Annotated in this window: 10 protein-coding genes; 1 reads left to right on the top strand and 9 read right to left on the bottom strand. The window is 36.1% G+C overall.

Annotated features, from left to right (window positions below; genetic code table 11):
- Positions 1-255 precede the first annotated feature (255 nt).
- From BUB90_RS12505 to gltB, 4 genes are all read right to left on the bottom strand, one after another.
- On the bottom strand, positions 256-3,240 hold the full coding sequence (locus BUB90_RS12505; protein ID WP_073288190.1) for a C25 family cysteine peptidase: 2,985 nt from the start codon (positions 3,238-3,240) through the stop codon (positions 256-258).
- Between the two features lie 25 nt (positions 3,241-3,265).
- Positions 3,266-3,964, bottom strand: coding sequence for a hypothetical protein (locus tag BUB90_RS12500; RefSeq protein WP_073288188.1), 699 nt, complete (start codon positions 3,962-3,964; stop codon positions 3,266-3,268).
- A gap of 316 nt (positions 3,965-4,280) precedes the next feature.
- Positions 4,281-5,768 (bottom strand): glutamate synthase subunit beta, encoded by a 1,488-nt coding sequence (locus BUB90_RS12495; RefSeq protein ID WP_073288185.1) that lies wholly within the window; start codon positions 5,766-5,768, stop codon positions 4,281-4,283.
- A gap of 147 nt (positions 5,769-5,915) precedes the next feature.
- Positions 5,916-10,475, bottom strand: a complete 4,560-nt coding sequence (gene gltB / locus BUB90_RS12490) for a glutamate synthase large subunit (RefSeq protein ID WP_073288274.1) — start codon at positions 10,473-10,475, stop codon at positions 5,916-5,918.
- Between the two features lie 576 nt (positions 10,476-11,051).
- On the opposite strand from gltB, the gene BUB90_RS12485 reads away from it, so the two are divergent.
- On the top strand, positions 11,052-11,486 hold the full coding sequence (locus tag BUB90_RS12485) for a helix-turn-helix domain-containing protein (protein WP_073288183.1): 435 nt from the start codon (positions 11,052-11,054) through the stop codon (positions 11,484-11,486).
- A 58-nt stretch (positions 11,487-11,544) separates the two neighbouring features.
- Here the strand turns inward: BUB90_RS12485 and BUB90_RS24290 are convergent, their stop codons facing one another.
- From BUB90_RS24290 to BUB90_RS12465, 5 genes are all read right to left on the bottom strand, one after another.
- Positions 11,545-11,766: a GyrI-like domain-containing protein gene (locus BUB90_RS24290; RefSeq protein WP_242952540.1), complete on the bottom strand. Its 222-nt coding sequence runs from the start codon at positions 11,764-11,766 to the stop codon at positions 11,545-11,547.
- A 78-nt stretch (positions 11,767-11,844) separates the two neighbouring features.
- The gene (locus tag BUB90_RS24105) at positions 11,845-11,973 is read right to left on the bottom strand and encodes a hypothetical protein (protein ID WP_278277291.1); all 129 of its coding nucleotides are present in this window, start codon (positions 11,971-11,973) and stop codon (positions 11,845-11,847) included.
- Between the two features lie 44 nt (positions 11,974-12,017).
- The gene (locus BUB90_RS12475) at positions 12,018-12,941 is read right to left on the bottom strand and encodes a hypothetical protein (RefSeq protein ID WP_073288181.1); all 924 of its coding nucleotides are present in this window, start codon (positions 12,939-12,941) and stop codon (positions 12,018-12,020) included.
- 37 nt (positions 12,942-12,978) lie between these two features.
- On the bottom strand, positions 12,979-13,776 hold the full coding sequence (locus BUB90_RS12470; RefSeq protein WP_084139232.1) for a YdcF family protein: 798 nt from the start codon (positions 13,774-13,776) through the stop codon (positions 12,979-12,981).
- A gap of 116 nt (positions 13,777-13,892) precedes the next feature.
- Entirely contained in the window at positions 13,893-14,975 is a 1,083-nt protein-coding gene (locus BUB90_RS12465; RefSeq protein ID WP_073288179.1) for a hypothetical protein, read from the bottom strand.
- Positions 14,976-15,120 lie beyond the last annotated feature (145 nt).

Raw genomic sequence — 15,120 nt, 5'->3', positions numbered from 1 at the left:
TACAATTGCTCACCAAACTATGTTCTGCATCACATTAGTCAGGTTATATATAAATTGTGCAAATTGACGATTCAAAGTATAAAGAGGACTTTTGACACCCAAATCATTCTATGTATCTTCCCAGATCAACAGTAACATTTGAACACAAAGGGAGCTTATTGATATATACTTTTCTGTATTATACACCATTAAACCCACCCTTTGATTAAATATTTATTAAGTTTTGATTTAATATATTTCCATTAATATAATCTTCTATTGTGTCCCATCATCATTAAGTGGTGGTAATATTCCAGTAACCTTACATACAGCACTCTTACCATTCGCCGTTCTACAATAGATATTACACTGCCCAGCACCAACAATCGTTACCACACCTTTGTTCGATACTGTGGCTACATTAATGTCAGAGGAGTACCAAAGCATACCTGTGCCACTCCCTTTAATACTCGCCTTCAATGTAAATGTTTCCCCTCGTAGTAAAGAAGCTTCGGTCTGAGACAACGTAATACTCTTAGTTGCTTTTGAGGACTTCTCAGCGTTGATAACAGTTACGGTGGTTACATATGTCTTTCCTCCCAAAGCCTTTGCGGTAATCTTAGCTGTTCCAGCTTTCCTTCCAGTAATTGTTCCCTTGTCATCTACGGTTGCTATTTTCTTATTGGAGGTTTTCCAATAAACTTTATCTGTATTATTCTTTGGATATAAGAATGCCGTTGCTGTGATATTCTTTCCCTTTTCTAGTTTAATATTCTTACCAATATTGACTTCAACAGAAGTCGCAGGAACTTGAACAGGGTTTGCTATCAGATATAAGCTGGTTTCTGGATCCCCTAACAAATTCTGCTCATAATAACAGAATAACATTGCAGTACTTGTACTGTAGCCCGTAAGATACTCAATGAAGTATTCTTTTGATAATGCTAACATGCTTCCGATATTCCTTGATGATTCATTGGTTGTAAATACTGCATCCCAGAACTTTCTATTATATGCTTGGGACGGACCATCTGTACCCACTCTACTGTACCATCCATATCTTGAATTCACGATACATGCATACGCACCACTTACACTATTACTTACAACCAATTGTTCCGCTACACAATCCGGTGCACTATATGCATCTTTCGTATCCATATTATCAAATGATCCCGCATAACATCCTTGCGTATACAAGAAAAATGCCTCTTTGTTCGTTAATGCCTCTATATCACTAACATCGCATTTCATTAAAGTGGTATTATTACAATGCCCTAAATGGTTGATAACCTCAGGCGAACTATTCATAACGGATATGACTTCTGATTTTGGCCAATTATACTTTTCATAGTCTCTATCATATAGAGTACTTTTATTATAATTATCAGGGAATCCTACCGTTTCGAAATCATTGCTTCCATTCTTAGTAATGGCACCATCTTTGATTTCATCCATGTAATCCCCACCAAAGATATAGTTTTCTTTATCATCTTCTCCATCAATCGACTTATATTCTACTGTCTTTGAAGTTTTGTTTGGATTGGTATATTTACTATTTAACACCACTTCTCCAAAGGATTTCCCCTCTGACATTCCTATATATGCACGCATATATTCAAGTTCATCTAATAACTGCTCTTTCTTATTATAGGAATAAGAACTTGATGTAATTGCCTTCTTTAGTTTTTTACAGAATGAAGTTAATGTTTGCACATCCTTTTTCGTAATCTTCGAGTCACAATCGCCAGTACGAACCAATGTTGACAAACTAGAATAATAATCAACTAAAATACCAGAAAACTCAACCAGCAAAGTCATATCATTAACAAATACACTCTTCAACAGATCATTAGAATCATAATATAGTGCAACATACTCCGCATCTACAATCTGATCTCTAACAACGCGTAAGTTATCTGTCAAAGTATCTGCGTCCATTGTACTCTGGATATCCGCTGCTAATTCAGAGGTACAGCCATCACTGTTGCTTTGTAATACCTCGCCAACGAAGGTAACTTTCGCACTCTGTTGTCTTTGTTCATAAGCAATGGTTTTTGTAACAAAATTCGTTGCCTCCGTTAAGTCATCAACCGGAGCACGACCGACTAATACATCATATGTAAAATCCACACTGTCTGCCATCTCGCCAAATATGGAATTGCGATTTGCATCAAAATCTCCGTCAAGGCAACCAAAATATAAATCAGATGCGATAGACGTGGTTGTATCCGTCGTAACTGGTTCACAATATAGAATACGTGTTGGTACCACAGGGTTCGTGCCATCAGCATCTCCACCAAGTAATACATACTTTATATGGTTAGTTCTATACGCATCGATAATAAAATTACGAATCTGTTCTGCTGTATCTCTACCACTATAACTCGAATAGATCTCCGTTGTTGTTACCGTTTTTGCCTTTATCCCTCTTGTAATCTTATGTGCTACTAGATTCTCGAAGGCAGGTTTTAAATTCTCCGCTGTAATTACTATATAGTCATATTGATCACTACCAAGTAATGTAGAGGATCCACTCGTTCCTCCTATTTTGTTATAGTAAGACATTGCTGCATCGATGTTCTCAACCTTATTCTCAATAAAGCTTTCATCTTCCTTAGTTGGTACAAAGATCTTATTGTCTTTTCTTGCCTGCGCACTAAACTTAATATCCTCATCTGCTAATGACACAACTATCTTCATATGTTTAGCAAATGACAATCCTTTATTCTGATATGTTACTGGATAGAGTAACATATTATAGATTTGATAGCCTCTTGTTGTGCTAGTACTTCCTTCAGATACTTGACTAACTGGATATTTATCATCGCCTTGATATACCGTTTGGTCGTATTCTACAGAGGCATTATCCACAATGAGTTCTGCAGATGAAACAATATCTGCTGCTGGCTCAACAAGTATATTATCATAATCTTCAATGTCACTGGTTAATACTTTTACGTTTGTAACCTGTTTTCCACTAGGTATTAATATGGAGATTGACTTTGATGGTAAATTAGGCATACCAACGTCGTTAACTTTTGCTAATCCCTCTATATCAATACTCTTTCCATTCTTACCTTCACCAATCTGTAGATTACCGAAATAATAATTTAGTTCTATCTCTGATACATCTTCATATGCCACTTTTTCCGTGGTAACTGCATAATTGGGTACACTAGGAACCAAAGATACAACCAACATAATTATTACAAGAAATACCGAGATTCTCTTTGTCATATTGTTATGAATACTTTTCATACTTCAATTTCCTTTCTGTTTATGACTAATTCTCTGACACTTTGTATGAATCAACAATGTCTGGGTTATCAACAACATTCTTCACACGTTCCGGAGAATCATAATGAGACATATCCCAAGCTTCTTCTTTCAGATTAAGCTTAAAATCACCACTTTCAACAAATCTTACTTGTTGTGATTCCTCATCATAGACTATAGGGAATATTGAAATATATACAACGGGTATCCCTTGATATTTCTGTACAAAAGCTTTCATCTTAAACCCATTATCGCTTGTTGATTCGTATACATTTTCTCCTTCTTCGCTTTCAATGGGACTTATCCCTAAGTTGGCAAGCTTAATATTATCCAGCGTATGAATCGTTTCTGACCATGTAGAGGCACTGATATCTTTCAGTGCTGTATCTTGTGGTAATGCTAACACATAGGATAAAAACGGAAGTGAATTTTCATCATAACTTGCTGAAAATCCGTCTACACTAAGCTTCGTGGTTCCATCCTCTTGCTTTTCTAGATCCAAATCATACAATTCAAAATGTATTGTAATTTTATCCTTATCAACAGCAAATTCTTGTTTGTTTTCTTTGATATCTGTATTCTCGTTTTCAAAACCGGTATCAGGAACCACCTCAGTATTTGTATTATTGTCCTTATTAGTAGAACAACCAGCGACAACAAACAAAAATGCGGCAACCATACAGATAAGTTGCTTCTTAATCTTCATAAACTATAAATCTCCTCCCTATAAATTATTTTAGTTTTCCCTCTCTAAAAAACTCGAATGGCTTACAAAAGCTCATACCAACTACATTCTACCATTATTAACCATTTATATCAAGTTGCATTATCTTTTATTCTTCCAGTCGAAAACTCTTTAAGAAGCCCCTATTTTCAAACGCAAAAAGTCATAGAAACATGCCTTTAATAACTGTCATGTTTCTATGACTTACCTATTTCCTATGTCTTTTCTCAAAACCTATTACTTAATTATTTATCTTACATATATCCTTATACAATAGTTATTGATCTATAAAGTTAAATTACTTTAAGTTACTATATCCCATCAGATGGGTATCTACTTCTTTGGCAACCTCACGTCCTTCACGAATTGCCCACACTACAAGTGATTGACCACGGCGCATATCACCTGCTACGAATACATTATCTTCCATAGTCTTATATGTTCCATATTCTGTAGCTACATTCGTTCTTTCGTTAAGATCAACACCAAAAGCTTGAGCAACATAGCTTTGTGTACCTAAAAACCCTGCTGCTATAAGTACTAAATCAACATCAACTTCATATTCACTGCCAGATACTTCTGCCATGAAGTAACGTTTTGCTTCTTCATTGAATTTACTTTCCAACTTCACAAGCTTCGCCTTGCATACGTTACCAGCTTCATCTGCTACAAACTCTTTTACTGTAGTTTGATATACTCTAGGGTCATGACCAAAAACTTCTATAGCCTCTTCTTGACCATAGTCTGTCTTGCAGACGCGTGGCCATTCTGGCCAAGGATTGTTCTCCGCTCTTTGATCAGGAAGTTTTGGCATCATCTCTAGTTGAATGACCGATTTCGCACCATGTCGAACGGAAGTACCAACACAATCATTACCCGTATCACCACCACCAATTACAAGCACATTCTCATCCTTCGCACTGATGTACGTACCTTCTTTCAAATTGGAATCCAATAAACTCTTTGTCGTTGACTTTAAGAAGTCTACTGCAAAGTGGATTCCTTTTGCATCTCTTCCAGGTACATTGATATCTCTTGGATTAGACGCACCACATGTTAAGATTACGCTATCGAATTCTTTTGTAATCTTGTTTGCTTTGTAATTTCCGCCAACATCAGCGCCTGTTACGAATGTAACGCCTTCTTCCTTCATAATGTCAATCTTACGATCAATAATGTGTTTCTCCAATTTCATGTTAGGGATACCATACATTAATAATCCGCCTATACGGTCCTCTCGTTCGAATACAGTAACAAGATGACCTCGTTTGTTTAATTGGTCTGCAGCTGCAAGTCCAGAAGGACCAGAACCAATAATCGCTACTTTCTTACCCGTACGGATTTTAGGAGGATTTGCTTTGATATATCCTTTTTCAAATCCATTCTCGATTATTTCCAGTTCATTTTCCTTGATTGATACTGGATTACCATTCAACCCACAAGTACAAGCCGCCTCACATGGCGCAGGACACACTCTTGCAGTAAACTCAGGAAAGTTATTCGTCTTTAATAGACGATTGAGCGCTTGCCCCATATTATCTGTAAATAACAAATCATTCCATTCTGGAATTAGATTGTTAAGTGGACAACCCGATGTCATTCCACCAATCATCATTCCTGATTGACAGAATGGAACTCCACATTCCATACATCTAGCACCTTGTTTTTTCCGCTCTTCTTGTGATAAAGGAGTGTGGAATTCATTAAAATTCTCAATTCTATCTTTAGGCTTAACTGCCTGATTCTCTTTTCTCTCATAATCCATAAATCCAGTTGGTTTTCCCATACCTTACGTTCTCCTTTCTAAAGTCCAGAGACTTTAGGCAATTGCGAAACTCTTTGTAATGGAGAAGAGTTTCGCAATTCCCTAGCCCAAAAACTTGATGCGAAGCACAAATCTCCAAGAGCAAAGCTTTTTCAACCTTTTCTCACTCTACTTCCTTGTGTTTGCATAGAATGCTTCTATTTGTGCTTGTTCACTGCTAAGTCCTTTTTCTTCCATCTGTACAATTGTCTGTAACATTCTACGGTAATCATGTGGAATGATCTTTTTAAATTTAGGAAGGTACCCCATAAAGTCATCAAGAATTACTTTACCACGGGCTGAATTCGTAACCTTAACATGTTCAGAAATCATACTCTTAAGTTCCATTACATCGTATTTATCAGCAACTGGTTCTACTGCAACTAGCTCTTTATTCAATCGCATGTATAGGTTGCTATCTTCATCAAGTACATATGCAACACCGCCACTCATACCAGCAGCGAAATTCTTACCAGTGCGTCCAAGAACAGCTACGCGACCACCTGTCATGTATTCGCAAGCGTGATCACCCACACCCTCAACAACTGCTGACGCACCAGAGTTACGTACACAGAAACGTTCGCCAGCCACACCATTGATGAACACTTTACCACTTGTAGCACCATATAAAGCTACATTACCTACGATAATATTCTCTTCTGCTTTGAAGTTTGATCCTTTTGGAGGATATACAATAATCTTTCCGCCAGATAAACCTTTACCAATATAATCGTTACAATCACCTGATAACTCTAATGTTAGACCTTTTGGTATAAATGCTCCAAAACTTTGACCACCAGCACCATGACATTTGATTGTAATCGTATCTTCCTCTAATGTTGTTCCATGGAGCCTTGTAATCTCAGAACCAAGAATCGTTCCAAGTGAGCGATCCACATTCGTAACTTCAGCTTCCATCGTCTTTTTCTGTCTATTTGCAATTGCTGGACGTAATTTTTTAAGGAAGAGTTTCTCATCAATTGTGTTCTCTAATTCAAAATCATAGATCTGTTTTGGATCAAAGATATGAGAATTGTTAGTATCTGTATATTCCGTTTCAAGAATTGCTGACAAATCAAGCTTATTAGCGTGTTCTTTCTTGAATGTATCTTTAACTTTAAGTAAGTCTGTACGACCAACTAATTCATCTATTGATTTAATACCTAACTTAGCCATATACTCACGAAGTTCCTCTGCTATAAATCGCATGAAGTTTTCTACGTATTCTGGTTTACCTTTGAAGTTCTTTCTAAGTTCAGGATTTTGAGTCGCTACGCCAACTGGGCAAGTATCTAAGTTACATACTCTCATCATAACACATCCCATTGTTACTAATGGTGCAGTAGCAAATCCGTATTCTTCGGCACCAAGTAAAGCTGCAACTAATACGTCACGACCACTCATTAATTTACCATCTGTTTCAATACGAACTTTAGAACGAAGTCCATTCATAATTAATGTTTGGTGTGTTTCTGCAAGGCCAAGTTCCCATGGAAGTCCTGCATTGTAGATAGAGCTTCTTGGAGCTGCACCAGTACCACCATCATATCCAGAGATTAAGATTACTCCAGCACCTGCCTTAGCAACGCCTGCTGCAATCGTACCAACACCTGCTTCTGAAACTAACTTAACCGAGATTCTAGCATTCTTGTTCGAGTTCTTTAAGTCATAGATTAACTGCGCTAAATCTTCGATTGAGTAGATATCATGATGTGGTGGTGGTGAAATCAAACTCACACCTGGTGTTGAGTGTCTAGTCTTAGCAACCCAAGGATATACTTTATTACCTGGGAGGTGCCCGCCTTCACCCGGTTTTGCTCCTTGTGCCATCTTGATTTGGATTTCGTTGGCACTTACTAAATACTCAGAAGTTACACCAAATCTACCAGAAGCCACTTGTTTGATTGCAGAGCAACGATTCATACCATCTTTACCTACATGAAGACGGTCTAAACTTTCTCCACCTTCACCACTGTTTGATTTACCTCCTAGGCGGTTCATTGCAATGGCTAAGGTTTCGTGTGCTTCTTTGGAGATAGAACCATATGACATTGCGCCTGTCTTAAAGCGTTTTACAATGGAATCTACACTTTCAACTTCTTTGATATCAATTCCCTTCTCAGGGAAGTTAAAATCCATTAATCCTCTTAAATTAAGTCCCGCTTCCTCTTCGTCGATACATGCTGTATATTCTTTAAACATCTCATAATTACCTGTACGAGTAGCCACTTGTAATAAATGAATTGTCTTTGGATTATATAGATGTTCTTCCTGATTGCTCCTTAATTTGTGACTACCAACACTATCTAGTGTTAAATCTACATTTAACCCAAGTGGATCAAATGCCCTTGAATGTAATCGATCTACCTGTTTTTCAATATCTTTGATTGTGATACCACCAATACGACTCACTGTATCTGTGAAGTATTTGTCGATAACATTTTTATCAATACCAATTGCTTCGAATATCTTAGAACCTTGGTATGACTGGATTGTTGAGATACCCATCTTAGAAGCTATCTTAACGATACCATGAAGGATTGCATTATTGTAATCATCCACTGCTGCATAATAGTCTTTATCTAGCATGTTATTATCAATTAATTGCTTGATACAATCTTGTGCAAGGTATGGATTAACTGCACATGCACCATAACCAAGTAATGTTGCAAAATGATGCACTTCTTTTGGTTCAGCACTTTCAAGAATCATTGCTACTCGAGTTCTCTTCTTAGTCTTAACAAGATGTTGTTGCAAGGCAGAAACAGCAAGTAAAGAAGGAATTGGAACGTGATTTTCATCAACTCCACGGTCTGATAGAATTAGCACATTGGCTCCTTCTTTGTATGCACGGTCTGCTTCAACGAATAAATGATCAATTGCCTTATCTAAGGAAGTATTCTTATAGTACGTAATTGGAATCTCTTCAACTTTGAATCCATCTGCTTTCATGTTCTTAATCTTAAGAAGATCGGTATTCGTAAGAATTGGATTGTTAATCTTTAAAACCTTACAATTTTCAGCTACTTCTTCTAAGATGTTTCCATCTTCTCCAATGTAAACTGAGGTAGAAGTTACTATTTCTTCACGAATCGCATCAATTGGTGGATTCGTAACCTGTGCAAACAATTGTTTAAAGTAGTTGAACAAAGGCTGCTCTTTCGTTGATAGTACAGGAAGTGGGCTGTCTGCTCCCATTGCAGAGATTGGCTCAGCACCAGCTTTTGCCATAGGAAGAATTGTCGTTTTGTAATCTTCATATGTGTAACCGAAAGCTTTCAATAACTTAGCTCTCTCATCTTTGGTATATTCCGTAACTTTCTTATTCGGAATCTTTAAATCTTTTAGACAAACTAGATTTCCATCTAACCATTCACCATATGGTTTTCTTCTTGCGTATTTATTCTTTAGCTCTTCATCATCAATTAATTCACCTTTAACAGTATCTACAAGCAGCATCTTCCCAGGACGAAGACGTTCTTTCTTAATAATCTTATCTGCTGGAATGTCAAGTACACCAACTTCTGATGATAGAATTAGATTATCATCACTTGTGATATAATAACGTGATGGACGTAAACCATTACGATCAAGGATTGCTCCCATAATATCACCATCACTGAATAAGATTGAAGCAGGACCGTCCCATGGTTCCATCATGGTTGCGTAGTATTGATAGAAATCCTTCTTTTCTTTACTGATAGCTCGGTCATTACTCCATGGTTCAGGAATTGTTATCATAACCGCTAGTGGTAACTCCATTCCACTCATTACTAAGAATTCCAATGCATTATCAAGCATTGCAGAGTCGGAACCTTCCGTATTAACTACTGGCATAACTTTATGCATATGCCCCTTCAAATACTTCGATTCCATTGTTTCTTCACGAGCAAGCATCTTATCTGCATTACCACGAATGGTATTAATCTCACCATTATGAACGATAAAACGGTTTGGATGGGCTCTTTGCCAACTAGGATTTGTATTCGTACTAAAACGGCTATGTACCGTTGCGATTGCTGATTCATATTCAGGACATTGTAAGTCCTCAAAGAATAAACGTAATTGATTTACCAAGAACATACCCTTATATACGATTGTTCTACTTGATAAAGAAACAACATATGTATTGTCATTACTTTGTTCAAATATTCTCCTAGCAAGGTATAATTTACGGTCAAAATCAAGTCCTTTATTCACATCAGCTGGTTTTTTAATGAAACCCTGGATGATACAAGGCATACATTCTATTGCCTTTTGACCTAATGTATCAGGTTGAGTCGGAACCTCTCTCCAACCAAGGAATTCTAATCCTTCTTTTTCTACTATTATTTCAAACATTTTCTTTGCTTGATTTCGACTTAACTCTTCTTGTGGGAAGAAAAACATTCCTACTCCATATTCTCTCTCTCCACCTAATTCAATGCCAAGTGGTTTCACTGCTTTCTTAAAAAACTTGTGTGAAATCTGTAATAAGATACCTACACCATCTCCAGTTTTTCCTTCCGCATCTTTACCCGCTCTGTGCTCCAGATTTTCTACAATACGAAGAGCATCTTCTACAGTTTTATGAGTCTTGATACCTTTAATATTTACTACTGCACCGATACCACAGTTATCATGTTCGAATCTTGGATCATACAACCCTTGTTTAACACGTCTTACTTCTTCTACATACATCTCTTTCATATCAATACCCCTGCCCTTTCTATAACCTGCAAACATATTTCTTTTTATTTCACACTAAGTTCCTAACTAAAAAATCCGCCATTAAAATACAAAAAGACGCCCTTGGACAGTAATAATCTACTGTACCAAGAACGCCTTTGTTCTTACTCGTGATTATAATCTAGATTGTACAGAGATTCAACAATAAAATTAATTATTATATAACATTTGTACAATTGCATAAAAATCTGGCATTTTATGTACTGTTTTTTGCACATTTTTTATATTTTAAAGTTTTACATCTCTTTTCATTAATTATATTAATTTATTTTGATTTTAAGTTATTTTTCTTTTGCTTCATTGTTATAAATGTTATATTTATTGGTGTGAAACCTAATTTTATTAACTGAACTTTGTAGATTCTACCCACAAAATATCGCAATCACAAAATCCAACTCTATATTGATAGCAATTAAATGTTATTGTATTATGTTACTATTATGAAACATTCGTGTATTTATAGCGAAGTTATTATGCATTGCTTGTAGCAACGGCTAGAATCAGGGTACTATAGAAGTAGCAAAGGAGGTAACAAACATGTTAAGTGAGAATTTAAAAAATCTTAGAAAGATAAAAGGAATAACACAAGAAGAACTTGCTATTAGATTAAATGTAGTACGTCAAACAATTTCAAAATGGGAGAAAGGATTATCCGTACCCGATGCAGATACCTTAATTAAACTGGCCGATTTTTTCGAAGTATCAGTCAGTGAACTTCTGGGTGTAACTGTAGAAAAGGAAGTTGATTCTAACATTATCGCCGATCAATTATCCAGAATTAACGAGCAACTGGCAGCAAAGAATAGACGCTCACATCGTATCTGGAAAACAATTGGTATAATCTTTGTAGCTTTCGTAGTTGTGAATATTTTACTTGTTCTATTAGGAACTGTTTCTTTTTATAGTTTTAAAAGTGATAAAACTACAACGTTAACTACAGAATCAGAAATTATTACGAACGAAGAAGAATAAATGAACTATTAAGCACCGAGGGCTTTATAAAATAGCCATCGGTGCCATGTGTTTAATCTTATGTTGTTAGTTTCAGCCAGATTTCTATATTTGTAGTTTCGGAAGAATGACTTGCATAACGTTCTGCGCAAAATGCCTCGGTTTGCAGTTTATGGTTTGGCATCCAAATATTATATATATACTGCTGTGCTTTATAAAGAGCATCCATGACGAGAGCTTCAAAGTTATCAGCTTCAAAAGAACAGACTATATACTCTCCCTGTGGTAATTCATAATGTATAAACTCATCAGGGACTTCTCCCAGAGAATACTTTGCACCTAAAATAACTGAAATACCCTTCTTCTTGGCATGGATATGCTACATTCCTGTATTTGTTCCCATGCGTGTATCTATAAGCACCTCTTTCTCACTCATAATATCACAGAAGAGTACACTTTCTCTTGACTGAGCATGCTTTTTTAATGCAAATCCATTTCGTTGATACATTAACTGAACCTTCACATGACTCGTATCATTACACCTTGTATGTTCTACTTGTATGTTCTACCGAAATTTCTAAGAAAAACGACCTTTTCAATTGTTTTATATGCTTTGCTCCAGTTCTCACTTATACTAGATTCCTTCGGATATGTAACATTATTCTCAAACCAACTCCAAGATATTGGCCATACATCATTTTGTGGAAGAGTATCAACTAAAAAATCTAATTCCTTTTCGATAATCTCTTCATTACCCACATAAAACATACTATCTTTGGAGTTAATATAAGCGGATGGACGATATCCATAACTTAACCATTGTTCTGGCTCTCTTTGAATTGAACAATTTACTAATTCTCTTAATATCTGCTCTATTTGATGATAATTATAATTAGTTAAATTAGCTTTTTTCATAGCAAGAAAGAGCGTTACATACCCAGATGCTCCCATATCCCCTTGATTTTCAGCATACATTTCTCGAATCATTGTATCCACTATTTTTATAACTTCATCATATATTGCTGATTGTGGATAATGTTCTAGTATAAAAGAACAGAAACTTATTATGATCCCTTTGCTTTCTACTTTGTTATATTCCACATCATAATTATAGTAAGCCGCATGAGGATATTCCTGATTTGATGGCAATGTGAAAACCCAACCTTCTAAAAAATTGCTAGTACAATCTAAGTATTTTTTAATTCCAATATAAATTGGATGATACAAATCAAAGAAATCAATTTCTTTTAGTATCTCTAATACAAAATACGTTCCATATGGAACAGAATTTTGGTTCCAATTATCCGGATCTACAGCATTGCCAAAACCACCATCCGAATTCTGATAATACAACAAAGCATTAACAACCTCCATCTTGTCCCCATCTTCAAAAAGATACTTCCATCTTGCAAGCTCCAGTTCTCTTGCATTTCTATGCATCCAGTTATGTATTGGCAGTAAACAAATCCTCTTCATTCTACGGTAACCTCCCAGTTTTAATTCTTTCTCTTAATTAGAAAACCCACTCAAAGAATATAGCATACAATTCTCTTACGTAATACGTGGGTAATAGCCACCAAGCTGTCCTTGAGGGAACTGCTGAATACTCTAATCCTAAGGTTTTTGCGATTTTTCCTGCTCGGTATTCATGAAATTCATTGGTAACAATAGCAACATATTGATTAAGTTCTTTGCGATCCATTATTTCTTTTGAATAAATTAGATTTTCTCGTGTGGATGTTGATCTTTCTTCTTTAAACAATCGTTCTGGATTAATGCCTTTGTCCGTAAGATATCGATACATACATTCCGCTTCAGAAATATCTTCATCGATCCCTTTCCCTCCCGATATTATACACATGGAATCTGTGTTATCAATCAAGTAATCATACGCCGCTTCAAGTCGCTCCATCAACATCAAACTTGGACGCTCTCCATAAACTCTACAACCAAGTACAATAACTGTTGCATTCTCTTTTGGTTTCTTCCTATTCGCTGTTACCATACAACTTGTCAAAAGGAGCACTAACCCAATACCTATGACTGCACCTATACCAATAGCACTTAGTGTTATTTTCCCTATATTAATATTATTATAAGTATAATTCCAGGTTTTTTCGATCCAGCTGTTAATACGAGACATCTGGCAAGCATATATCATCACGACAAAGCCTCCAACAATCCCTGTTGCATTCCCTACATTCATAATACCGTGAGTAAATAATGGCAACAAAAACCAGACAAACGTTAATAATCCTATTAAAAATATAACACTCTCTAAAAATTCCATAATATTCTTTTTACCCTTCATATATTACATTGACACCTATATACATAGTTATGCTTACTTCTATTTTTTCACATGTTACTCTTTTGGTCAATAACACTTAAGAAATCTTAGATACTATTCATAACCACAAAATATTATTAATTATCTAAAATTCTGTCCACTTCCTCTAACACTGCAAGTATATTAGCAGAAAGCTCTGGAGATAAATTACGCCAATTCAACGAAAAGCCAGGATAATATGGACATTTTTTACTTCCATTTATATCAATCGCTGCTAACGGCCGTGTACCAGTTTTATCAGTCTGAATACAATAGCGACACCCATCGCATGTTTTGGTCCAACCACTGATGAACTTAGCAGTTTCTTCTGGCATTTCCTTGATATGTTCTAGTATCTTTTTGAACATAGGCATTCGAATCCATATAAAGCAAGGCTCAAGACGAAGATCTTCATAACTCACTTCAATACCTGAGTGGCTTCGTTCTCCCCAAGCCATCTTAAGCTCTTCTTGTTTTCCATGCTGTTTAACATAATCTAGACTTATCCTTTTACCATCACGACAATCAATACGTTTAAATCCTCTTTTTTCCAATTCGCTGCATAGATTAATAAGTTCCCCCTGTGCATTTAGCAGTTTATCAAATGCCACTGCTGCCCAGTTAGCGGATGTATCATATACACAACGGCTAAATAGCAAAAATGCAGCATCAGACATGGAACTATCTATAATATGTACATTATCTTCACGGGAGATGGCAGCAAGTTCTTTTAACCCTTCTGCTACTCCAATAGGCATACGTAACATAACCCGATCTCCTTTTTCGATGGATATACCTATTGCCTCAAGTGCTTTTGCCAAAGCTCTTTTGGGTGAAACCGAACCTTCAGCCAATAACAATCCTTCCCCATGTACTTCACCTGATTCCACCAATTCAAAAAACTCTTTCATCATAGAAGCAATCTTTGCTACAGCATCACGAATGATTTTTACCTCCTTCTCACGCCCTTTTTGCTGCTCCCAAGGATTAAAGGATACATCATTTACCGGTTTAACTCCTATTATGGTCGCATCTTTGGCAATAACTTCATAAATCCCAGTGATAATTCTAAATGCTTGTAAGCGTTTCTCATCTTCTGGAGCAGGCGCGCAGGTACCTAAGAAATAAGCCGCTGCTCGTCCATAATTAGTGGAATATGACATTCCATTTTTTATTATCATATAAAATTCCTCCTTTTATTCTAAACTGAAATTAGTTTCAATACCTCTTTACTTAGTTTTTATCTTTGACCGTAAAATCAGAGCTATTATATAACAGAGAATACTTGGTGGCAAAAATATTAATCCATGTATTACATTATAAACA

The organism is Anaerosporobacter mobilis DSM 15930 (genome assembly GCF_900142955.1).
In the GTDB taxonomy this organism is placed as follows: Bacteria; Bacillota; Clostridia; order Lachnospirales; family Lachnospiraceae; genus Anaerosporobacter; species Anaerosporobacter mobilis.
The sequence above is the reverse complement of the archived record's forward strand: the minus strand, read 5'-3'. Positions and strand labels throughout refer to the sequence as shown.